This window comes from Vibrio maritimus (assembly GCF_021441885.1).
Taxonomy (GTDB): Bacteria; Pseudomonadota; Gammaproteobacteria; order Enterobacterales; family Vibrionaceae; genus Vibrio; species Vibrio maritimus_B.
In genome coordinates this window covers 1,768,493-1,791,853 of record NZ_CP090439.1, presented here as the reverse complement: position 1 = coordinate 1,791,853, position 23,361 = coordinate 1,768,493, and the positions used below count along the sequence as shown (strand labels likewise).

At 44.7% G+C, this 23,361-nt stretch carries 18 protein-coding genes; 8 read left to right on the top strand and 10 right to left on the bottom strand.

The features are described from left to right. The first annotated feature begins 151 nt into the window (after positions 1–151). Together LY387_RS24445 and LY387_RS24440 are read left to right on the top strand one after the other, a co-directional pair. A complete protein-coding gene (locus tag LY387_RS24445) occupies positions 152–2,506 on the top strand; it encodes a fatty acid cis/trans isomerase (RefSeq protein ID WP_234496750.1) in 2,355 nt (784 codons plus the stop codon). A 30-nt stretch (positions 2,507–2,536) separates the two neighbouring features. Further along, the gene (locus tag LY387_RS24440) at positions 2,537–2,722 is read left to right on the top strand and encodes a hypothetical protein (protein WP_042471637.1); all 186 of its coding nucleotides are present in this window, start codon (positions 2,537–2,539) and stop codon (positions 2,720–2,722) included. Between the two features lie 103 nt (positions 2,723–2,825). Here LY387_RS24440 and LY387_RS24435 read toward each other — a convergent pair whose 3' ends face one another. Together LY387_RS24435 and torS are read right to left on the bottom strand one after the other, a co-directional pair. Next, positions 2,826–3,923 carry a Fic family protein gene (locus tag LY387_RS24435; protein ID WP_234496749.1) on the bottom strand — a complete coding sequence of 366 codons (1,098 nt, stop codon included), beginning with the start codon at positions 3,921–3,923 and terminating at the stop codon, positions 2,826–2,828. Between the two features lie 120 nt (positions 3,924–4,043). Then, positions 4,044–6,965 carry a TMAO reductase system sensor histidine kinase/response regulator TorS gene (gene torS / locus LY387_RS24430; protein ID WP_234496748.1) on the bottom strand — a complete coding sequence of 974 codons (2,922 nt, stop codon included), beginning with the start codon at positions 6,963–6,965 and terminating at the stop codon, positions 4,044–4,046. Between the two features lie 160 nt (positions 6,966–7,125). Between torS and torT the strand changes: the two genes are divergently transcribed. Continuing rightward, a complete protein-coding gene (torT, locus tag LY387_RS24425) occupies positions 7,126–8,154 on the top strand; it encodes a TMAO reductase system periplasmic protein TorT (RefSeq protein ID WP_234496747.1) in 1,029 nt (342 codons plus the stop codon). A 158-nt stretch (positions 8,155–8,312) separates the two neighbouring features. After that, positions 8,313–8,768, top strand: coding sequence for a methylglyoxal synthase (locus LY387_RS24420; RefSeq protein WP_128648739.1), 456 nt, complete (start codon positions 8,313–8,315; stop codon positions 8,766–8,768). Between the two features lie 78 nt (positions 8,769–8,846). On the opposite strand, the gene LY387_RS24415 is transcribed toward LY387_RS24420, so the two are convergent. Next, positions 8,847–9,734 (bottom strand): LysR family transcriptional regulator, encoded by an 888-nt coding sequence (locus LY387_RS24415; protein ID WP_234496746.1) that lies wholly within the window; start codon positions 9,732–9,734, stop codon positions 8,847–8,849. Positions 9,735–9,990: 256 nt separating this feature from the next. On the opposite strand from LY387_RS24415, the gene LY387_RS24410 reads away from it, so the two are divergent. Beyond that, positions 9,991–10,359, top strand: coding sequence for a DUF413 domain-containing protein (locus LY387_RS24410; protein WP_234496745.1), 369 nt, complete (start codon positions 9,991–9,993; stop codon positions 10,357–10,359). A gap of 147 nt (positions 10,360–10,506) precedes the next feature. On the opposite strand, the gene LY387_RS24405 is transcribed toward LY387_RS24410, so the two are convergent. From LY387_RS24405 to LY387_RS24375, 7 genes are all read right to left on the bottom strand, one after another. Then, complete coding sequence (locus LY387_RS24405) at positions 10,507–10,944, bottom strand: ATP-dependent zinc protease (protein ID WP_042471642.1); 438 nt, start codon at positions 10,942–10,944, stop codon at positions 10,507–10,509. Positions 10,945–10,948: 4 nt separating this feature from the next. Then, a complete protein-coding gene (locus LY387_RS24400) occupies positions 10,949–11,968 on the bottom strand; it encodes a succinylglutamate desuccinylase/aspartoacylase family protein (protein ID WP_234496744.1) in 1,020 nt (339 codons plus the stop codon). Positions 11,969–11,970: 2 nt separating this feature from the next. Beyond that, positions 11,971–12,876, bottom strand: coding sequence for a 30S ribosomal protein S6--L-glutamate ligase (gene rimK, locus LY387_RS24395; protein ID WP_128648742.1), 906 nt, complete (start codon positions 12,874–12,876; stop codon positions 11,971–11,973). 489 nt (positions 12,877–13,365) lie between these two features. After that, positions 13,366–14,379 carry a UDP-glucose 4-epimerase GalE gene (galE, locus tag LY387_RS24390; protein WP_234496743.1) on the bottom strand — a complete coding sequence of 338 codons (1,014 nt, stop codon included), beginning with the start codon at positions 14,377–14,379 and terminating at the stop codon, positions 13,366–13,368. A 98-nt stretch (positions 14,380–14,477) separates the two neighbouring features. Beyond that, the gene (locus tag LY387_RS24385) at positions 14,478–15,887 is read right to left on the bottom strand and encodes an FAD-binding oxidoreductase (protein WP_234496742.1); all 1,410 of its coding nucleotides are present in this window, start codon (positions 15,885–15,887) and stop codon (positions 14,478–14,480) included. A gap of 254 nt (positions 15,888–16,141) precedes the next feature. Continuing rightward, positions 16,142–18,574: an ABC transporter permease gene (locus tag LY387_RS24380; RefSeq protein ID WP_234496741.1), complete on the bottom strand. Its 2,433-nt coding sequence runs from the start codon at positions 18,572–18,574 to the stop codon at positions 16,142–16,144. 3 nt (positions 18,575–18,577) lie between these two features. Continuing rightward, positions 18,578–19,252, bottom strand: a complete 675-nt coding sequence (locus LY387_RS24375) for an ABC transporter ATP-binding protein (RefSeq protein ID WP_234496740.1) — start codon at positions 19,250–19,252, stop codon at positions 18,578–18,580. Here LY387_RS24375 and LY387_RS24370 point away from each other — a divergent pair. The 3 genes from LY387_RS24370 (at position 19,251) to LY387_RS24360 (ending at position 23,288) form a co-directional block, all read left to right on the top strand. Next, positions 19,251–19,859 carry an arylesterase gene (locus LY387_RS24370; RefSeq protein WP_234496739.1) on the top strand — a complete coding sequence of 203 codons (609 nt, stop codon included), beginning with the start codon at positions 19,251–19,253 and terminating at the stop codon, positions 19,857–19,859. The genes LY387_RS24375 and LY387_RS24370 overlap by 2 nt on opposite strands. Positions 19,860–19,999: 140 nt before the next feature. Then, the gene (gene fabV, locus LY387_RS24365) at positions 20,000–21,196 is read left to right on the top strand and encodes an enoyl-ACP reductase FabV (RefSeq protein WP_234496738.1); all 1,197 of its coding nucleotides are present in this window, start codon (positions 20,000–20,002) and stop codon (positions 21,194–21,196) included. Between the two features lie 220 nt (positions 21,197–21,416). Beyond that, on the top strand, positions 21,417–23,288 hold the full coding sequence (locus LY387_RS24360; protein WP_234496737.1) for a putative bifunctional diguanylate cyclase/phosphodiesterase: 1,872 nt from the start codon (positions 21,417–21,419) through the stop codon (positions 23,286–23,288). Positions 23,289–23,361: the final 73 nt, after the last annotated feature.

Below are 23,361 nucleotides of genomic sequence, written 5' to 3'. Positions count from 1 at the left end.
CTGACATTTATGTCAGGCTTTTTTTTGGTCTTCTTTCTCTCCAATGGGCATCTTTCTTCGTTAAATATTGGAAAATTATTGATTTATCCATGAAAATTAGCACTATGCACGAAGGAACGACTCGCACTACGCGACGCATTGAGAGCACACTATGACAACAAGACGATTTTCTTTGACACTGCTAATCCTCATCTTTTCTGGATGTGCGACCTATGCAGGCCTCAATTATGACCAGCTATTTGGTCAGCCCGAAGTTAGAGAGAGGACGGTCCCCCCTTCTTCGCCAGAGGAGGATGTATTCCTAACTCAGGTAAAACCAATCATCGATAATCGCTGTGTCGTTTGTCATGCCTGTTACGATGCTCCATGCCAGTTAAAACTATCATCCGTCGACGGAATCGACAGAGGAGCCAGTAAAGAACTTGTTTATCAAGGAACCCGTTTGACAGCATCACAACCAACTAGACTGTTTGAGGATGCACAAACAACCGCAGAGTGGCGTGAGCTTGGCTTTTTTCCAGTGTTAAACGAACGCGAACAATCACTCGCTGGTAACTTAGACGCAGGTTTAGTAGCAAGAATGCTCACGCAAAAAGCGCGTCATCCACTACCTGAAACGGATCAATTAGAAGGTTTCGATTTCTCTATTGCACGTGAGCAAGTCTGCCCGACTATTGAAGAATACGACGCCTACGAGGCAGAATATCCTTTGTGGGGCATGCCGTATGGAATGCCAGCAATCACCAATAGTGAATATCAAACCCTTATCTCTTGGCTTGGCAGCGGCGCGAAAATGAATGCTCCTTTGCCACTGACAGAAGAAGAGCAAGGGCTGGTGGATGAATACGAAATACTACTCAACAACGACGCGTTGAAGAACCAACTTACCGCTCGCTACATATACGAGCACCTCTATCTTGCCCATCTCTATTTCTCAGAAGTAGAAACGGAACGTCGCTTCTTTACGATTGTTCGTTCATCCACTCCGCCTGGGCAGCCAATTAAACGTGTGGTGACTCGACGCCCATATGATGATCCGGGCGTTGAGCGTGTGTATTATCGCTTGGTTGCTGTGCGCAGCACCATCGTTGATAAGACTCATATGCCGTTTGCACTCAACATGCCGCGACTTGAAAGTTGGTATCAGTGGTTTATCGAACCTAACTATAAAGTGGCTGAGTTACCGAGTTATGATATCTCGGTATCAGCAAATCCAATGACAGCCTTTAAAGATCTACCCGTCAAAGCAAGATTTAGATTCATGCTTGATAATGCTCAGAATACCATCATGGCGTATATCAAAGGTCCAGTTTGCCGTGGTCAACTTGCCCTTAACGTGATCAATGATCGTTTTTGGGTGTTCTTTCTGGATCCTGAAAAATCTGATCTACCAGAAGTCGACGAGTTCTATCAGCAACAGGCGGATAACCTCAAACTTCCAAGCGAACTTGAGAGTAATACTGTCCCTATTACCAATTGGGTCAAGTATGCAAATCAGCAAACTCGCTATTTAGAAGCCAAGTCAGAGTTCATGAATAAATGGTTTGAAGGTGGCAAACACCTCACGACCGATGTGCTCTGGACGGGTGATGAAGAAAACCCAAATGCGGCTCTGACCGTATTCCGCCACTTCGACAGCGCATCCGTAGTTCAAGGGCTCGTTGGCAATCAACCCAAAACGGCTTGGATCTTAGATTACGCCCTTCTGGAGCGAATTCATTACCTGCTTGTGGCCGGTTTTGATGTTTACGGTAATTTTGGTCATCAGCTCATTACTCGCATGTTCATGGACTTCTTAAGAATGGAAGGTGAAAGCAACTTCTTAGCACTGCTACCAAACACGGTTCGCCATGAAGAGTTCAGCAGTTGGTACCAAGAGCAGAGCCCTCAATTTAGTGAGTTTTTGCAGCGTAACATCAAACCATTTAGTCAACCGACTCAGGTGCTATATCTGACGCAAGACTACAAAAAAGAGTTGTTTGATAAGCTAGAGAAAGAGCTAGCACCTGTTTTACATGATCGCTTTGATATTGTGAATACGGGGCTTTCTTCTGAAAACGAAGCATTGCTGCGTAGTATCGACGGCATCAAAGGCGAAGGACTCAAGACAGTACCTCAGATCGTCATGGTGATGATCGAAGCTGAAAATGGCAACCAGCAGTTGTTTACCCTGCTCCACAACAACGCTCACATCAATATCTCGAGCCTGTTCTCTGAAGAGAAAAACCGCGACTACAAAAACGATGACTTCACCTTCGTTCGAGGTGTGATCGGTAGCTACCCAGGTGCGTATTTAAGTCTCAAAGAGTCAGACATAGAAAATTTTGTCAAAACTCTGCGAGGCATCCAAGGAGAAGAGGACTACGTGAAATTGCTAGACAATTATGCAGTTAGACGAACCTCTAAAGATTTCTGGGGATTTAGCGATCAAGTTCATGAGTTTTACCAGCGCACCCAGCCTATCGAATTTGGTCTATTGGACTATAATCGATTTGAGAACAGATAGGTGCTCTCGTTAGCTCTTAGGAGGTGTGAGATGAGCATTAGAGATAGCATTGAAGCCATCGAGCAACAGATTTATGTTGCCTGTTCAGACGGTGACTACGAGACCGTCAACATGTTGGAACACCAACTCGAACATTTGAGAGGACTCTCAAACAAAGGGTTAGATGAAGACCCATATGCAGTTGAGCACCGTACTTACTTCGAAGATGAGTGGTAGGCGTGAATACTGCACATACAACAAAGGGCTCACATTGTGAGCCCTTTGTTTATTAAGTGAGTTTGATTTGCGATAGAGACGGATGTCGTCATCCTTCTAAAGTTTATACTGGAAGCTGATATCTCGTACTTCGCCCACCACCTGACTTAACCAAGCATCCTTGTTCTACTAACGCCGCCAAATGTCGTGTTGCGGTTGGTTTACTCACTTTGGCGACTTTGTGGTACTGAGTAGTATTGATGCCATCTGAAAAATCGCCATCCAACATACGATTGATTACTTTCATTTGTTCTTTGGTTAACGTCGTTTGGTCGACATTGCGCCAGAAGTTGGTCTTGTATACCGTCTGATTGATTTCCTTGTGTACCTCATCGAACGTTTGGTTCAGCGTATTAAAAAACCAAGCCAACCACTCAGTAATGTTCATATCGCCTTTCTGAGTCTGCTCCAAGACCTGATAATAGCTTTTCCGATTCGCAAGGATACCCACAGACATTGCGTAGAAACGAACCGACTGATGTTCAGCCTGCGCTAACGCAAGGTCTGTCAATAAACGAGTGATACGACCATTCCCGTCGTCCAGTGGATGAAGCGTGACGAACCACAAATGAGTAATAGCTGCTCTAAGTAATGGATCAAGCGACGTATCACTCAGCGAATCATTGAACCAAGAGATGAACCGCTTCAGTTCAACGTCAAGTGTGTCTCGGCCAGGCGCTTCAAAGTGCACGGTAGGTTTATCGATACGACCAGACACAACTTGCATCGGTGCAGTTCCGCGAAGTTGACCACCCACTACGGGATTAAACATTGTGTACCCCTCGGGAAATAGCCTAGCGTGCCAATGTAAAACCCTTTCAAGCGTTAACGGTTCATCAAGGTTTTCAACGGCATCTAGCATAATTTCTGCTAGCCCATCAGTCTGGTCAGTGGTTGGAAAAGGGTGTTCTTCCGTCATACCAAGTCTATTTGCCAATGACGAGCGAACAGAGAAAGCGTTCAGTTTCTCGCCTTCAATCGCACTCGAGTGAATGATGTTAGCCAACAGGGTATCTAACATACTCTCTTTGTCATCGACTGTATGGTTGAACATCTTGCCAAGTAGGATCCCCTGATTTAAGCGAGTCTGCCTAACCAGTGGCTCAATGATCTCTTTATCCCAATGAAAATTTGGCCAGTCAGACTGCTGCCAGATCCACATGATGACTCCTTGATTTGATTACACCTAACAATCTAATCAAATTATGATGCGAATATCGCAGTTAATCAACTCATAAATTGATTAGATAAAGCATAATAATCAAATCAATGCACTTTAGACTTAAACTGTATATTCATCCAGTAGACTCGTTAACTGCTTGCTAGCGTGCGCCTGAGCATTTATTAACAACTCCAAAAGCTCTAAAAAGCGTCCAATATGGTCGTCGGCAGTTTCAATCGCTAAACAGACTTCAAACAACTGAGATAAGCCCAATGCGGCAGCACTACCTTTAAGCTTGTGAGCTAATGATTTCACCATCGCCTCATCGTCTGTCTGAGCCGCTATCTCTAAGTCTTTTATTGTCGTTTCGCTCGACTCAACAAATGCATTAACGATCTTCCTTACCCGCTCAACACCCAAGACGCTAACGTCTCCCCTTACCACACTCTCATCAATTATCGCGATCTCATCCAATGTATTGAACGTGACGGTTTCACTTGGACTGTTCACAGGTTTGAATACCTCGACTTTGCTAGCTAAGTGTTGCTGAATGATGTCACGAAGATCTTCTCTATCAACAGGCTTTGGCAGATATCCGTTAAAGCCTGCTTCCAAGTAGGACTCTACTTCCTCGGTGAACACATGCGCGGAGACAGCAATCATCGGTGTTTTACCTTCTTGGCCGCGCTTGCGTTCAATTTGTTGGAACTCTTGTAGAAGGTCCACACCACTACAGTCTGGTAAATTAATGTCGACTAACGCGATGTCGAACTCATGTTGTTCAAACATCACCTTGGCATCTTCACCCGTTTCAGCAGCTATCACATGGTGTCCCATATTCACCAAGAACCCTTCAGCCACCATAAGATTTACTGTGTTATCCTCTACCAGAAGAACACGACCATTTACCGTTTCGGTTCCACCAATCGGTGTTGTGATTTCTTGACCTTCTAGAGTGCACTGTTCGAGCGGAATAACAAACCAGAAACGGCTGCCTTCACCAAGGTATGAATCAACATAAATACCACCGTTCATCGCGCGAACCAATTTCTGGCTAATCGCAAGCCCCAAGCCAGTGCCTCCAATGGCTGAATGCCCAGAATCTGCTTGGGTAAAGGCTTCGAACAGCGACAGTTGATCTTCGGGACTTATACCAATGCCAGTATCCGACACTTCTATCATGACGCAGCTTTCATCGTCCGGGTCCAGAGATACATAGATATCGACTTGCCCTTCTTGGGTGAACTTAATGGCATTTCCGACAAGGTTATTGAGCACCTGACTCAGTCTTGTCACGTCACCGCAATACACATCTGAGACATCACTTTCTATATGGAAGCGAAAGTCCAGATTCTTTTCCAAGGCTTTACCTAGCATCAATTGATAACAGTCTTGTACCATACGGTACAGGTCAAACGGCTTGTTACGGATCTCTAAATGGCCTGCTTCTATCTTTGAGTAATCAAGCACATCATTAAGAATGGCAAGCAGGTTTTGTCCGCTACGGTTGATGGTTTCAAGGTAACTTCTCTGTTGCTGATTCAAAACCGTATCTTCCATCAGCGCCGCTGTGCCGAGGACACCATTCATTGGCGTACGAATCTCATGACTCATGGTTGCTAGGAAGGCGGATTTTGCACGGTTCGCCTGCTCTGCTGCATTACGCGCTTTGGCGTGGTTGAGTACCTCTTGATTGAGCTTTTCGTTGCTGGTTTGAAGCTGTAACGTGCGCTCAGTAACAATCTGTTCGAGTTGGTTTTTGTGTGACTCTAACTCTTTCTTCGCTTTGGCTTCTGCTTCCGCGACGACTTTTAGCGCCTGAGCGGTATTTCTGGCCGTGATAATGGCTTGCCCCATGTGAGCAAGCTCGTCGTTACCCTTAACGCTTACATCAACATTAAGTTGACCCTTGGCAATTGAAAGCAAGGCGTTGGAATACTCTGCCAAACGCTTGACTACCGAAACGTACACAACGCGCCAAACAATCAGTACAACAACCATGAAGCCGATGATGGATAACACACCAAGTGTCCATTGTGCATAACTTAAGGTTTTAGATAAGTCGTCGACCGCTCTAGTAGTCGCTAGGTTTGATTGGTCTACAAGTTTGGACACTGTCGCATTTAACGTGGTGAATAGCTCCAGTGTTTCTTGCATTAACGTTTGCGAGCGCTGTTTTTCGTAATGCTTTTGCTTAAGTGAGCTGAAAATGGATTTCCCATCGGCAAGATCCTTTAGCAGTTCCGCCATTTGTGCCGACCGTGTGGGATCCTCTACGCCAGGTACGCGTCTCTGCATGATGTTAATATTGGACTTATACTGACGCTGGAGCTCTTCAATACGTCCAAGGTCTGATACCGTGCGAGCTTCTTCAATTTGATTCAGAGTTTTAAATGCGAGTAAGTGGAGCTCATGTAACCGCTCAGACAGATCAAGATCGACTTCCACTAAGCTATCTAATGCGTCCAAGGCCGCCGATTTCTGTTCTTGCTCTAATAAACCATAGATATGAGTGACGTTTGCCACAGCGATAGTGCTGGTATTAAGTACTTGAGTACGAGTCAGTTGTTCCAGTTCATCGGCTTGAACACGAAGTTCAGCCGTTTGCTCGTTGATCGACTGGTCAAGGGTGATAGTTTGCTCTACTGAACTTCCAAGCTCAGCAAGACTATCGATAATAGATTGAACGGTTTGCTCCAGTTCATCAAGTAATTTGGAGTCAAAGGAATCGGAGCCAAGTGCTTTGATGTGCATTAGTAGGGATTCAAGACGACTAAATAGAACACGTCCCGCTTCTTGATGCTGAGACTTAGTTTTCGCATTAGAAAGTACTTGGACGGACGCAATAATCCGCGAGCTCAATTCAGACACTTCACGAGCTTCTATCATAGAGGGTATTGCTGTATCGACAACATTTCGCTCTGTTTTTGCGACGAACGAAAACCCAGATACGCCTATCGCTGTAGAAAGCAATACAAGCATCGCCATGACCAAAAATGAAAACAACAGCTTTCGACCAATGCTGGCTTTGGAGAGCAACATAACCACCCCTATAGAATTTCCACTTTTTACGTCCAAAGCTTAACTGACAGTGGTTAGGCTGAGCCAACCAATCACATATAGTGCTTGCCGATACGGAATGGACTGTATTACGCTATATTTTGCAATGTTGGCGACCGAGATACCACTACACGTTTACGATATGCCAAAGAATAATCACGTTTTTTCCACCATTTGTGCCTTAATTGCCACCACGAGCGTGCCGTTTTTGTCCGCCGAAGTGAATGCAGCACAATCTAAACAGGGTGAAGCAGCTGAAAAAGTCTGTGCTATCTATCCACACCTGAAAGATTCCTATTGGTTGTCCGTTAACTATGGAATGGTCATGGAAGCGGAAAAACAGAACATTAACCTGAAAGTGTTTGAATCAGGTGGCTACCCGAATGTCGATAAACAACGCTCACAACTTATTGCTTGTCGCGATTGGGGAGCTGACGCCATTATCCTAGGTACGGTATCGCCCACTGCCTTTAGTAATGATCTAAGCCAATATACTAAAGATACGCCAGTTTTCGCGACGGTGAATCATTTGGTCGCAGACAAATCTCAAGAGTCACACATAAAAGGCGTTGTGGGTGTTGATTGGTACTGGATGGGTTATAAAGTTGGCGATTTCCTTGCGAAGAAACACCCTAAAGGAAGCGGCACAGTCGATATCGCATTTTTACCAGGCCCACAATCAAGTGGCGGCACCAAGCCCGTAATACTTGGTTTTTTACAAGCCATAAAAGGTAGCGATGTTAACGTCATGGACACCCTTTGGGCAGATAACGACAAAGAGTTACAGCGTAACCTAATTCAAGAAGTTATTGAGAACTATACTTCTCTTGACTACATTGTTGGCAGCGCAGTAGCAATTGAAGCCGCCATCAGCGAACTCAGAAACAACGAAGCTCACGAAGATATCGAGCTACTGTCTATCTACCTCAGTCATGGCGTGTACCGAGGACTTTTGCGCGGTAAAGTTGAACTCGCTCCCACTGATAAAATGGTAGAGCAAGGGAGGCTTTCAGTGCAACAAGCGGTAAGCTACCTAAGAGGACAAGCCTATCAACCAGACTTAGCGCCAAAGATTGAAGTCCTGTCACCAAAAGCATTGGATAAGAGCATAGTAGCTGAATCGCTATCCCCTAGCGCATACAGGCCGATATTTAGCGTCGAAGCAGATTAACTGTCACAGATATCAATTATGGTAATTGCGTAGTGAATGACTAACATTTAGTATCAAGGGCTTACCATAAATAATCTTAGATAAGATGAGATTTCAATGACTATTCACCAATATCAGTAATTATTGGAATCTACAGGTTAAAATTTAGGAAAAAATACATGCAAAAAACCATTCGCACTATGCCAGCGCACAAACACATTGCTCTGGTGGCACACGACCACTACAAACCAGAGCTTCTCCGTTGGGTACAAGAGAACAAAGAAAAGCTACAGGGTCACTTTTTGTATGCAACAGGTACGACAGGGAATATGCTGAGCAAAGAGACCGGGCTTGCGATTAAAAGCATGATCAGTGGTCCAATGGGTGGTGACCAACAGATTGGTGCGTTGATTTCCGAAGGTAAGCTAGACATGCTTATTTTCTTCTGGGATCCACTCAATGCGGTTCCACACGACCCAGATGTGAAGGCATTGCTTAGAATCGCAAGTGTCTGGAATATCCCTGTTGCAACAAACCGTGCTACGGCTAACTTCCTATTTGAATCAAATCTACTTGAACAAGAAGTGGAGATTGAAATACCAGATTACGACGCTTACTTGGCTGAGCGAATCTAACAGTAGTCACCCCCTACTTCTAGACAGATAAAATCCCTGCAAATGCAGGGATTTTTTGTGGTCGTAGCGGTCGACCTCTTACTCGCCGCTCTCACCCGCTTGTTGAACCACGAATGATGTGGTTGGTTCAACGGTATTAATCAGAGATTCAACCTGCAAAATCGCCTCTAGCGACGTGCTGTTCTTGCGATAGCTAATATAAAGGGGACGAGACCACTCTTCCGCACCGTCCACTCTGTGGAGCTGTCCAGACTCAATAAACGGCTCTACCAATGACGCGGGTAGATAAGCACAACCCCCCTTCTCTAAAACAAAGTCTAGAGCGATACGCCCGGTCGAGGTACGCAAGTAAGGCGCTGGAATACTTGGATGACGATCGGCATGTTCAAAGCCAAACTGTGTCCCCCAGTCTACATAAACGTATTTAGTCGTGAATGCGGTTTCGATATTACTCGGCTCTGTCGATACCAAAACCAATGAAAGTTCGGATATCTGATGACTCTTAAACTCTTCCACTTTGAATGGATCGAAAGAAAACGCGACATCCAAGGTTCGCTCCAATAGCTTTCGGTTAAGCTGCTCACGACTTAATGACTCAGCGACAAAGCCATAACCCGAGAGAGAGTCGGTGACAACACTTAAACCATTTTGAAGGTAAGCGTCCCAAATGTTCGGAGTGCCGCCCAGTGTCAGCTGTAGCGCCTTATTACTTTCAAGGGATAAGTCGAACGTCGCTTGTTTAAGTGTCGATACCATAACCTCGGCATAACCGATTAACCTCTGTCCTGCCGAAGTCAGTTGTATGTTGTTGCGGTGGCGAGTAAACAAACGAGTATCAAAGTATTCTTCAAGTTGTTTGATCCGAGCGCTCACCGCCGCTTGCGTAATGTAGAGGTTTTCGGATGCGCGACCGAAGTGTTTTTCCTTAGCGACTTCAAGGAAGGTTTGGAATACTTTTACGTCCATATCATGACTCTTATGATTATTCTAAGTTTTAGAGCTAACGTTTTGGTTAGCCACGTATTCTTACACAGTTAAGCTTACTTTAAGCATAAATAAAATTTGTGAGTTCGACAAAAACAATTCGTTATCTTTCTTTGTCATTTCCAACTATTTTCAGCATCGAACCAACACGGGATTCTAAGGCTTTAACGACGTCTTCGGATGGCATTCTAGCTCCCTGAATACCCTTGCTTTACTACCTATTTGCTTTGAGGTCTCTATGACTGAAACTCTATTTCGCCACGGCAAGAAACGTTTTTTTGATGCAGTAAAGTTCCCACGCGGATTCGCGAAATCGGGTGACTTTACACTTATTGAAGAAGACATCTTAGTGACTTATGGAGAAACAATGTTAGCACTTGAACGTGGTGACATTACTCCAGAAAACGCTGAAGAAAAACACTTCACAAAAGTGATCGTGAACCCGAGTAAGGCGAAGTCCAAACTGGAACATACCTGGCTTAAATACGTACGCTTAGCACGCGGAAGAAGAGCATTCCATACGTTGAACAGTAAGTCGAAGTTTCATGAAACTCCGAAAGACTACGACTACGAAATGGAGAATGATGACGTTTTAGAGCCAGCATAAATGTTGTGATCTTTCCTCCTAAACACAAAAGTAGAGCCCAGTGCTCTACTTTTTTTTGCCCGCTTACTGGCCGCTAAAGTATCCATTGTCGGCTAACAAGAAAGCCGCACAAAGGCGGCTAAACAGTTACTTTTGATTAATAGTCGATTAATCGATTAGAAACGCACGGCTTGGGTCTACATACACTTTGTCGACCATGGCCTCGCGCCCTAGTAGCATCATATAAGACATATCTTGGCGATTACTCAAGGTTATCTCGATTGGCCATTCCCTATCACCCAGTCTAAACAGCGTTTGAATGACACAACGCTGCTCAGAATCGCCGTTCGATGACTTAATTCTTCGCGAATCATGAATCAAAGACTCACAATGAACGATTTCATCGAGATGGTAGATATCAGGGTGCAGATCATACTGAACATAGAGGCGACCATCACGTTTGACTCGTTTGAGATTATCAACATGCAGAGACGACGTTTTCGCGCCTGTATCGATACGCACTTCCAAGTCAAAAATACCTAACTCTGGAAGACTACATACCTCCAAGTTACCAATGATCATTCTGTCGTTATATGTATTTGGCATAGTGTTACATGCTCGGTTCTACTGGAACAATCGAGTCTTGCATGATTTCGATGTGTTCAAATACCTCTTCTGCGCTATCTCCAAAATACGCAATGTGATACATGGCTTCCCCTTCTTGAACAAGAGGAATATTTTGCTTGCCAATGATGATGCCTGCTCGGTTAGATTTTACTTGCTTGATGTTGTTACCTAATGGTCCGTTGATATCAGCAAGCACTTCACCTTTTTCTACCATAGATCCAAGCTGAACGTATTCCTTAACGAACCCACTCGCACCCGCCCGAGTCCAATCACTACGGTTAGCAATGAATGGTTCCGTTTTCGCCTTAGAAACTCGTTTACGGGTCATTCCCAAGGCTTTTAGTACGCGAAGTACGCCCTTGACACCCATCTGAATTGACAGCTCATCAAATCTCAAAGCCTCTCCCGCTTCATATAAAAGCACTCTGGCGCCATTGTTAACTGCCGCTTCACGTAGTGAGCCATCGCGAATGTTCGCATTCAGCAATACAGGCACTGCAAACGCTTCCGCTAGACGCTTTGTCTCTTCGTCTTCTAAGTTGGCTCGAATTTGAGGTAAATTCGAGCGATGAATCGCTCCCGTGTGCAAGTCAATGCCATAGTCACAGTGAGAAACCACGCTTTCCAAAAAGATGTGAGCAAGCCTACCTGCCAACGAGCCCTTCTTGGAGCCTGGGAAACAACGGTTTAGGTCTCGACGGTCAGGCATGTAGCGACTCTGATTGAGTACACCGTAAACATTGACCATAGGCACATAAATCAAGGTGCCACATTGCAGTTTCAAGTTCTCTGCAATAAGACGACTAATGATTTCGATACCATTAAGTTCATCCCCATGAACCGCAGCGCTAACAAACACCACTGGTCCTTCTTTTTTAGCTCGGATGACTTGAATCGGAATGGATACTTCCGAATCTGTGTACAGCTTCGCTACAGGGATGTTGATTTCTTTACGCTCACCAGGGCGTACTTCTACGCCCGCAATGACAAGCTCTTTTGCCATTTTTAACCACGTCCTTTCGTCTTGTTGTTGTTTGGCTTGGCATTTTTCTCGATAAACTCGTAGATCAAGCCCGCCACATCTTTACCTGTCGCGTTCTCAATACCTTCTAGACCCGGTGATGAGTTTACTTCCATTACCACTGGACCATTTTTTGATTGAAGGATGTCTACCCCGCAAAGGTTTAATCCCATCGCCTTGGCTGCCGCCACAGCAGTTGCGCGCTCTTCTTTCGTCAACTTAATGAGCTGTGCGGTACCACCACGATGTAGATTTGAACGGAATTCACCTTCGGCTGCTTGACGTTTCATTGCTGCAATGACTTTGCCACCGACAACAAAGCAACGGATATCCGCGCCATTGGCTTCCTCAATAAACTCTTGCACCAGAATGTTTGCTTTTAGCCCCATAAAGGCTTCGATAACGCTTTCTGCTGCCTTTTGCGTTTCCGCTAATACCACACCAATGCCTTGTGTGCCTTCAAGTAGCTTAATAACAAGAGGAGCACCACCGACATTCTTGATTAGGTCTGGAATGTCGTCCGGCTTACTTGCGAAGCCAGTACGTGGCAAACCAATTCCTTTACGCGAAAGCAACTGCAGTGAGCGTAGCTTGTCACGAGAACGACTGATTGCAACTGATTCATTTACACAGAAGGTACCCATCATTTCAAACTGACGAACAACCGCAGTACCGTAGAAAGTAATAGACGAACCAATTCGTGGAATAATCGCATCGTACTGAGGCAACTCTTCACCCATATAACGGACTTTAGAGTTACTACTTGTGATGTCCATATAGCAATGAAGGGTATCGATGATATCCACTTGATGCCCCCTCGCTTCCCCTGCTTCTTTTAGGCGGCGAGTTGAGTACAAGTTTTCGTTGCGAGATAGAATCGCAATGCGCATGGCAGTATCCTCTTTTAGGTTTTTTGTTTTATGAGTGTGAAACGCCGGTTACGAACGACCGGAAAGAGCGTGCACCTTAAGAGTTTAGCAGCGAAAAATACAACGATAGTTTTTGTTCGTGACGATAAGAAAAGTTTATTGTTGAATACGCAAATTTTACGCATAAAAAAACCGACTTTCGTCGGTTTTTGTTAATAATTTCATTCATTTAAAAGGTATGTAAACAAAATGTATGAATGAAGCTTATTTTGCAGCCATTTCTTTTTTAACCATTACAACCGCTGCTACTACGAAAGTAATGATGAGTGCTAACTCCATGGAGTCCCCTTGTACGTCAAGACTAATTTTACAGGTTAAATTAAGTGCTGAAACCATTTTATCAAATATTCAACAAAATGTTACTTTTTAATCGATAAATTAAGCGACTCAGATCAAAAAAAGGCGCATTTAGCGCCTTTTGTTAAAAGATTGGTAAGCAAATCAAACGTCTTACTCTGGATAACCTTCTGGATTTTGCGACTGCCAACGCCAGCCATCAGTAGTCATATCGACTAGTGTGCGAGTAGCCGTCCAATTGAGCTCTTGGTTAGCTTTAGTTGGATCTGCCCAACACTCTGCGATATCACCAGGGCGGCGCTCAACGATTTTGTAAGGGACTTCTTTACCTGAGGCAACTTCAAACGCTTTCACCATATCTAGAACGCTCGTACCGTTACCAGTACCTAGGTTATAGATAGACAAGGCTTCCTGACCGTTAAGTGTTTTCAGCGCTGCAATGTGACCATCCGCAAGATCCATTACGTGGATATAATCACGTACACCAGTACCATCTGGCGTTGGATAATCATCACCAAATACAGATAAGTACTCTCTGCGTCCAACGGCTACTTGAGAGACAAACGGCATCAGGTTGTTTGGAATGCCTTGTGGATCTTCTCCCATTTCCCCTGTTGGGTGCGAACCAACAGGGTTGAAGTAACGAAGCAACGTAATGGTCCAATCAGGATTAGCTTTATGGAAGTCAGTTAAACACTCTTCAACCATGAGCTTACTGCGGCCGTAAGGGTTCGTCGCGCTGGTTGGGAATGACTCAGTAATCGGCACTGATGCTGGATCGCCATATACTGTTGCTGAAGAGCTAAATACTAAGTGTTTGACACCTGCTTCGCGCATCGCATCGACAAGGACTAAGGTACCGTTGACATTATTGTCGTAATATTCAATTGGCTTTGCTACCGATTCACCCACTGCTTTCAAACCAGCAAAATGAATAACTGAGTCGATGTTATGAGTCTTCATCGCCTCAACAAGCGCTTGCTTGTCACGAACATCACCTTTCACAAATACTGGGCGAGTCTTTGAGACTTTCTCAATACGATCAATGACCGCTGCTTTAGCGTTATAAAGATTATCGAAGATGATTGGCGTCATACCTGCTTCGATAAGCTGCACGCATGTGTGGCTACCAATATAGCCCGCTCCACCTGTTACTAGTACGTTCATTATAAATTCCTTGTGTTGCTCAGTCCGATTATATGCAATCGATATAGATTTGCGACACTTTATTTAGACTTCTCTTTGTAAACCAGACAATTGGCAGTTCAATAGGCAATCGCCAATGACTCCGGATAACCACGTTCTTTGGCGATATTCATTGCAACCTCTTGAACTCGCGCAGGGTCCAGGCTGTAAGTATGAACCATAGTTTGTGGTTGTTGAACAAACCATTTACTCATGATCTTTTTGGCTGCGATAAGCGCTGATGAAGCCTTAACGATTTCCAAGCGAGCATACCGCTCGCCCTCGAAGCTCACATCCGCTGTTCTCAAGCTCGCTTCGTTGCCTGGTATCTGCTGAGCGCCGTAAAGTGGTTTACCGGCAGGCTCGGCCGTTGAAAAGTCAGGAACAAACTGACTAATGTGTCGAATAGCACTTTTAGAGCGCGCTACCTGCACATCGAGTGGCCAGCCTTTATCGATTTTGTTAATTAGCGATTGAGGTAACTCTGGCTGAGAGGTTTCTGTGGTTGACCCCACTAAGCCTTTATCAAACAGCGTTATCTCTTTTGTCATTCCATGTAACTGAAAATAGCCACCTGGATAAGGGGTCAACTGCGCCATACCCTGCGGTGTGCCGCGTTTGCCATGAAAGATCACTTCTGGCCATTTCTCTTCTTGATGTGATTCCCATTTCGTTACATATGCGGCTTTAAACTCAACGAGACGCTGACGTTTTATTTCAAGCTTGTCGTCGATTGAACCGGTACGAAAGCCACACGCGTTAATAACGAAATCAAATGTCCCAACTTCACCGTCGTCCAGAGCAACGTTGTAATGAGACTCAAGAGGCTCAATATCATCGACAACGACGCCCGTTCTCACATGCAAATTGTCAAGTTGCTCAGTCCACAACTGAACCGATGAGGCAACGCGGAATAAGCTTAGCCCATACTCTTGGACAACATAGATAGGGAACTTTAGCTGCTCCAGATCAGTATACTTTGCAAATGGAATGAGCCATTCATCTAGAGACGATGGTACTTTGGGGCAATCACGCTGAGAAAGCGCTTTTAGCTGCTCGTAATCGTACTCATAGAAATAGTCATCTGGAGAGCCGAGCACGTTATTGTCGGCATCTTCATTAATTAAACCACGATAGGCTTCGCGAAGTACCTTCAGTCTTGGAAGCAGCGCAAATGGCTCACCATCGTCGACCTTTGGTACAGCAATAACAGTTGGACGAACGTTAACACTTGATGGGAAAAAACGAACGAAGTCGATCGATTGCTTTAACAAATCTAGACATTGTTGTTGAGAGATCTCGCGGTATAAATTTCCACCAGCATGGAGGTGACAAATCGGTGGGCCGCTGACTAGACTTTTGTTCTTGTCAAAAAGCGTTACATCTACGCCCTGTTTTGCTAGAAAGAGCGCGACGGTCGATCCGGCGACGCCTCCGCCAATAATTGCCACACGTTTACTGCTTTGTGCCATTGTGAATTCTTGGTTCATTTCTTATAAGCTGGCGTAATAATGATGCGCCATTTTAGCCCTATCCATCACTAAAAAAAATCCCAAATTTTGTGATGATTTCTCTTGACAGATAATCGGTGAATAAGTTTTTTGACACAGTTCTGACACTGCAAAACACGCTCATCACCGACAAATCAAAGGCTACGGTTTTTTGACGCTAATATTACTCTTGAGTTATCCAAGACTTTATCCACCGATTTTGTGGATAACTTAACAAAATCGGTGGCTAACTATTAAGCGAACTGCTTCTGTGACGTAGTAAGCATCTGTCTTATCAATGAAAAAAGAACCATTGCTAAAGTCAGGAAAGCGATTGCGGGGACGATGATCCACGTGGATAAATGCCAACTCCAAGGAAGCTCAAATCCAAAGGTCATAATTGAACCCACTACAAGCTCAGCGCCAAACGTTGCGACGATACCAGCCGTTATCGCCATGATCCCATATTCAGCCCAAATCGTTCTTACGATGCGTTTACGACTCGCTCCAAGCGTTCTATACAAGCGTATTTCTGCTTGGCGCTGCGATAGGCTCAACCTAAGCAGAGTAAAGATCAACAAGACGCCAGACAAGACGCCCAACGCTGCTAACACCGTAATCGACCATACAATTTGGCTGAGCAATCCTTGAATTTTCTCCCCCATCAGACGGATGTCCATAAGACTAACCGTAGGATGGTTTCGAGATAGTTCACTGATGAGCGCGTTGTCCTTGTCTTCAAGCCTAAAGCTCACTAGCCAAGCGCTCGGAATGTTCGCCAACACATCGGGAGTGAAAATAAAGTAAAAATTAGGCTTCATATCTCGCCATTCAACGAAACGGATAGAGTTAACCTTCGCACTAACTTCTTGTCCATTAATGGTAAAGCCAAGTTCATCACCAAGCTGCAATCCAAGGTTTTGGGCGACTTCTTTCTCTACCGACACGCCTCCGACATCAGTCCACTCACCAGATAGCACGTCGTTGTAGCTAGGAAGTTGTTCCGCGTAGGTGAAGTTAAGCTCTCGACTTAACGCGTCCTCTTCTTCAAGACCTTTCTTCTGACGGTTTTGAGCATCCTCACCATTAATCAGCGTTAATCTACCGCGAGAAATAGGAAAAGCCTCAGAACGTTGAATCTCATTGCCATCAAGTGCTTCCAAATACGCATCCTTTTCGTACTCTGCAATGTTTAGAGCAAAGGCATTTGGTGCATCTGCTGGCAAAGTTCTTTGCCAATCACTTAACAGATCATTTCTTACTAGCCAAATAGTCGTTAGGAGCATCAAAGACAGTCCTAATGCGCCATACTGCAAACCTGTGTGTCGTTTGCTGCGATTGATACGACTTACAGCAAGCTTCATTGAGATAGGAAGGGACACCTTACCGAGTAGCAACGTAAAGAGTACACTGATGGCCCCAAGCACCATAAACAAGCCAACAATACCAGCCAATACTATCCAAACGAGATTGTTGTCACGGTAAGCAACAAGAAGCGGTACCAGTGGCACTAGAACCAGCAAGTTAATCCAACCGCCCTGTTTCTCGTCTGCGCTTTGAAGGACTTCTACCGAAGAGACTGAAATGAGTTTATACAGTGGAATACCCAACGCTGGTACACCTATCAGTAAGCTAGACATGACAGCGATAACAGCAGGCTTAAGTCCATAAGTTGGTAGCGGGTCGGGCAAGAGGTCGGTTAACGGCAACCGAAGTAGTGTCTCTAGCCCCATCCCTAACACCAAGCCAGCTGCGATAGACATGCTCACAAGCAGCAGTGTCTGTATCGATAGCCATCTAACTAGCCATTGTCGGCTCGCGCCCAAGCTTTTTAGCATAGCAACAGTTTGTCGCCTACTTTGGACATAGTTTTGGCAAGTTAGAACAAGTGTTGTCGCAGCCATAATAATGATGATAGCGACCGTTAGGGATAGATATTGAGTTGTACGGTCAAAGATATCGTTAGTACGACTGCCCGACGATTGATCACGCCACCTATCACTCGGTGTCAGCTCAATCTGTTGTTTTAGCGCTTCAATTTGGGGCTCATCACCAACCAAATAAGCTCTAAATTGGACTCGACTACCGAGTTGAACTGCACCTGTTTGATCAACCGAGCTTTGATGAATATACGCGGTCGGCATTTGCTGGAATGGATTAAAGCTAATACCAGGTTCTTCCAAAATAACACCGCTTACAGCAAGCTCTGCATCGCCGATAGTGACAACGTCACCCTGAACAACATCAAGCTGTTCCGCAATACGACTATCTAGCCATAGCTCACCTTCACTGACATGGTTTTGTTGCCCTTCATCAGAGCCCAAAGTAAGCGTACCGCGAAGCGGAAACTTTGAGTCCACCGCTTTTACCGTAATAAGTTGCATCCCATTGTCGCTAAACGACATAGTAGCGAAGCGTGTGTACCAAGAGCTGTCTAGCCCCGAGTTCTCAATGAACTGCTTGTTCTGTTCAGTAATTGGATTGGCAGAGATATAGATAGTGTCCGCTGTCAGCGCATCTTTCCCCTGCTTTACAATTACTTGTTCCATGCGTTCTGCAAGAGCCGCTAGACCGAAGATGCATGCAATGATTAGCGTCAATGAGATAGCGATCGGCCACAGTTGTCCTTGCCTAATTTCATCAAAGCTCCATTTCACTAAACGCGTATTCAGTGTTCCCTGTGACATACCCTACTCCTGTTCCAATCTTCCAGCGTTCATGTGCAAGATGCGGTCACAGCGTTGAGCAAGCGACAAATCATGTGTGACGAGTACGAGTGTTGTTCCATGTTCTCGGTTTAAGTTAAACAGGAGCTCTACGATTTTATGAGCCGTATTTTGGTCTAAGTTTCCGGTGGGTTCGTCAGCAAACAAAATCTTTGGGCTAGTCATGAAGGCGCGAGCAATGGCAACACGCTGTTGTTCGCCACCAGATAATTGTGACGGCAAGTGGTCGATACGATGCCCTAAGCCTACGGATTCTAGAAGTTGTCTCGCTTTCGCTTCGTCCTCTTGCTCTCCTCGAAGAAGACAGGGCAGAGTCACATTTCCTAAAGCTGATAAGCTCGGAATTAGCAGAAAGCTTTGAAAAACGAACCCCAGATACTCACTACGAATACTGGCTCTCGCTTCATCATCTAAATCAGAGATTGTTTTTGATAGCAACTCAATGTTGCCTGAGCTAGGGACATCTAAACCCGCTAGAAGCGTCATCAACGTCGATTTACCAGCACCCGATGTACCAACGATCGCTATCGTTTCGCCTTCCTCTATAGATAGATTCACATCTTCAAGGATTGTTAAATGTTCCGTTTTCGTAGACACTACTTTGGTCACTGACTCAGCTTTTATTATGGAAGAACTCATGATTCGGCAACTTTCCTCTTTGATTATTATTTTTGTTTCCTTGGCCTCTTTTCACGCGAAAGCGGCTTCAATTCTGATACTTGGCGATAGCTTAAGTGCAGGCTACAACATGTCTGCCGACCTGAGCTGGCCAACCATGCTCTCTGATAAACTGTCCGGCGATTCAACAGACTTTACCGTTATTAACGGCAGCGTATCAGGGGACACAACAGGTAATGGTCTCGCTAAACTACCTGGTTTGCTGACGGAGCATCAACCTGACTATGTACTTATTGAGCTTGGTGCAAATGATGGCTTACGTGGATTCCAACCCAACATTATTCAACGCAACCTGAGTACACTGATCACTAAGAGTCAGGAAGCAGGTGCAGAAGTCTTCCTAATGCAAATTCGCGTTCCGCCAAATTACGGTAAACGTTACAGCACCATGTTTGAAAACATCTATCCAACACTTGCCGAAGAACATAACGTTCCGTTAATTCCTTTCTTTCTGGAGCAAATCATTATTAAGCCAGAATGGATGATGGAGGATGGTCTGCATCCTAAAGCCGAAGCTCAACCATTCATCGCAGAAATCGTCGCTGAATCCCTACAACCCTACCTATAACAGTACCTTGGTGATTTTGGTCAACAAACTGATAGCCAGTTTACGCCCAGAATCACCAATTTGATGCCCTAGCTCAATATAATTTACAACACTTTACGCTATCTTGAATTTTTATCATCGTCTTAGATAGGTTGTAATCAATGATAATTGAACCGATTATCAGCGGCGTCGTCGCTAAATCTGCTCACCCTGAGGGCTGTAAAAAGGCCGTCGATGACCAAATCGCTTACGTTAAATCTGCCAACCCGATCAAAAATGGACCTAAACGTGTCCTTATTTTGGGCGCGTCTTCAGGATTTGGTTTGGCAGCGCGAATCGCCCTCACCTTTGGTGGCGCTGACGCAGACACTATTGGTGTATCGTTCGAACGTGGTCCCTCTGAGAAAGGCGTAGGTAGCGCCGGTTGGTACAATAACATCTACTTTAAGCAACGTGCGAATCAGGCTGGCCGACGAGCAATCAATATCGTGGGCGATGCTTTTTCTCAAGACGTTCGTGAACAAGTTATCGAAGCCATTGAAACCTATTTTGAAGGCGAAGTTGATCTCGTTGTTTACAGCTTGGCGACAGGTGTCCGTCCAAAAGGTGATGGTGAGTTCTGGCGCTCGGCGATAAAACCGATTGGAGAAGCGGTCTCTGGTGCCTCTATCAACTTAGAAACTCAGCAATGGGAAAACAAACTTCTTGAGCCAGCAACCGACGAAGAGATCGAAGGCACACTCAAAGTAATGGGTGGCGAAGATTGGGAAAGCTGGATCGATACCCTAGTTAACTCTGACTCTATCGCTAACGGGTTTAAAACGGTTGCTCTATCTTATGTAGGCCCAGAGATTACTCATCCGATTTACCTTGATGGCACTCTCGGTAGAGCTAAAGTAGATCTTCATCAAACAAGTCATGCATTGAACCTCGAATTATCAAACTTCGATGGCAATGCTTATGCTGCTGTGTGTAAAGCGTTAGTGACCAAAGCCAGTGTATTCATCCCCGGCTTAACACCTTATCTACTTGCTCTTTATCAAACGATGAAAGAACAAGGTACACATGAAGAGTGTATTCAACAAATGCAACGCTTGTTTTCAACTAAGCTGTATGGCTCAGAAACTGTCCCACTAGATGGTGAGCGATTGATTCGAATGGACGATTGGGAATTAACTCCATCCGTTCAAGAAAAAGTAAAGACGCTCCTGGATCAGATGAACGAAGACAACTTTAAGGACCTTGGAGATTTCGAAGGTTTCCAACGTGCCTTCCTTAACCTAAATGGTTTTGGGTATGACGATATAGATTACACGTTACCTGTAGATATCAACGAGCTTACCCGCCTCAAGCCTTAATATTTATACATGAGGCAAAGGACGTTTCCCTTTGCCTCCGTCACGACTCAATCGCTCCAAACAACATCTCAAACTTGAGAAACACGTCAATATTGCGCCAGTTTTTGGCGTTTGCTAAAAATTAGCACTCTCTAAATTTCAGCGCTCATTATACTCATTTAATGACATTTCGTTTCGCAACGATTTAGCGAAACTCAACCACAGGATGTGGTAATTGAACATGACGAGAACCAAGCCTTCCATCTTGCAAACGATGAATGGTGCGGAAAAGCTGCGTATCATTGATTTTTCCGACGTTAACCGCTCACCTGACCCAAACTACATTTGTTGGGGTTGGTGCGCATTACATCGTGGCATGATAGACCTAGTATACTCGTCCCACTTAGACGATTTCGATGTTAACGAGAATAGACGAAGACTTCTTGATGAGTCTGACCGATCTTCTGACAACACAGTCTTTGAGTCACTACATTCGCTCCTTTCGGTCAAGCCCGACGAACAAATCACTCACCTATACATTTACTCTCTTGGAAAAGACCCCATCGGCGTCGTGTTTGCGATCCATCGTAAGCCACTGGTAAGCGTGTCTTTTTTAAATGGACTGCAATTTCGTTTGTCCAGATGGGTATCGCGCAAAGAAGCGTCATTCAAAAGTAGAGAGATCAAACGAGCTTATCAAACTAAACTGCGCGAGAAGGAACGTTTACTGAAACAGGCACAAGACGAACTCGAAGCTTTGAGAAAAGACAACTGGCAGCTAGAAAAAAGAATGCTGCACCAACGAAGCCACGATTATTCTACGGACATGTTAAACCGAACTGGGTTGGAAAATGCACTAAACGCCTCGTTCAACAACACGATAGTAATCGAAGGTAAAGCCTATCTCAGTGTTATCTTGGTACAGTTTACGAATGGTGAACGTGTACAGGCGCGTATTGGATGTGAGGGACTCGACCAACTACTCGCGGAGTTTGAACAAAAAGTCACTGAGATAACATCTCAGATACACTACTTCGCCAGGATCTCTACAACTGAACTCGCTTTAGCGACCGTTGTCCCCGCTGTAGACGAACAGTTCTTGCCAACACTATGTAAACAGATAGCAAGCATTGCGAAACAAGGTTTTCAGTTTCATGGACAAGAGGTCCATTTACATACCTACATGGGTGTTGCCAACTCTTACCATACACAAGATGCCAACCAATTAATTAACAATGCGTTTCACGCTGCTTTAGCCTGTAAAGAGTCAGGAGAGCTTGTGTCCTTTTTTACCCATGCTGATCAACAAGACCAAAAAGCATTCAATCAACTCGAACACTATTTAATTCAAGCCGTTAGAAACGACGATCTCATTCTCTATTTCCAACCTAAGGTTGAGCTTGAATCGCAAAAGTGGATAGGGGCAGAAGTGTTACTACGTTGGAAGCATCCAGTTTTGGGTGACGTATCTAATGAAGCTCTGATCCACATGGCGGAACAAAACGGTTTGATCATAGAATTAGGCTACTTTGTGCTGCGCAATGCAATTGATCGAGCTTCTGAATGGATAGAGTTCGCTTCCGATTTTTGCCTATCGATTAATATCTCAGCCAAACAAATATGCTCCCCTCTTTTCGCAGACAAAGTAACGGCTCTCTTAGAGCAATATGAGCTTCCGCCTCACAATCTTGAACTTGAGCTGACAGAGAGCTGCCTCGTATCTAACTTTGATGTAGCTAAGAACAACATGGAAATTTTAACTCGGCAAGGTGTGAAGTTTGCGCTCGATGATTTTGGTACTGGCTATGCCTCTTTTAATTATCTAAAGAATCTTCCTTTCCACGCTCTGAAGATCGATAAAGAGTTCTTAGCGAATATCCTTGATAATGCCCAGGACAAATCTATCCTTCGTTCGATCATTACTATTGCTAAAAAGTTGGAGAAACAAGTTGTTATTGAAGGAGTCGAGACACAAGAACAGCATCAATTCGTCTTGAATGAGCAGTGTGATATTGGACAAGGCTTTTATTACGCTAAACCTATGCCTAGAGACATTTTTGAGATTCAAATACAAAAACAGTATCCATCTCCAACTCAGTTTATCATTCGTTGAACGTCGCGGCGTTCTTCCATGAACCGCTAACAGCCTTTGCTTTTGCTATTATTGAACCAAACCCTTTACCGCA